Genomic DNA, 526 nt, shown 5'->3' on the forward strand with positions numbered 1-526 from the left:
GTGCTCTAACTCACTGAGTGTTTGTTTGACCTCTGGCAATTCAGGGAGAGAGCTATCGACTATCGCTACATAGTGTTCATCGCGGGTGCTAGGGAAATTGACGTCAGCGCCTTGGGTTAAAAGTACGGGTTTTTCTAGGTTCTGTTCAATAGCGGTTTGCAAGCCGCGACCTTGAATGTTGTTGAAGGTGAACAATAAGACGGTGTTGTTGGTTGTGTTGGTATTCATCATCAATGAACCTCCTGTCGAGACTGCATAAACTCATTTCCTACTTGATGAAAGCGATAGAGCACCAGGTCTAACAGCCCATCAAAGCAATATTTCACCATGGGGTTTCCGAAGATTTGTGTGGCGGGGGCTCTAAAGAACGTAACTCGCCGATGTTGATAGAAGTCCCGAATAAAAATGTCGAAGAGAAGTTGTTTAATCACGGGCTCATGAACCGGGAAATGGATGATCGTATTTCCCATGACTTGGAGAATGTCGGTGACTAAGTACTTCAGTATCGAGCGCCCTAAATGCCAAA

General features: G+C 45.4%; 2 pseudogenes. Both read right to left on the reverse strand.

Annotated features, from left to right (window positions below):
- A pseudogene (locus R7190_RS30495) lies at window positions 1-231 on the reverse strand (helix-turn-helix transcriptional regulator); the annotation flags it as partial.
- Window positions 231-526 (reverse strand): annotated as a pseudogene (locus R7190_RS30500) (XRE family transcriptional regulator); the annotation flags it as partial. The pseudogenes R7190_RS30500 and R7190_RS30495, both read right to left, overlap by 1 nt.

The organism is Vibrio sp. 1078-1, from assembly GCF_033340475.1.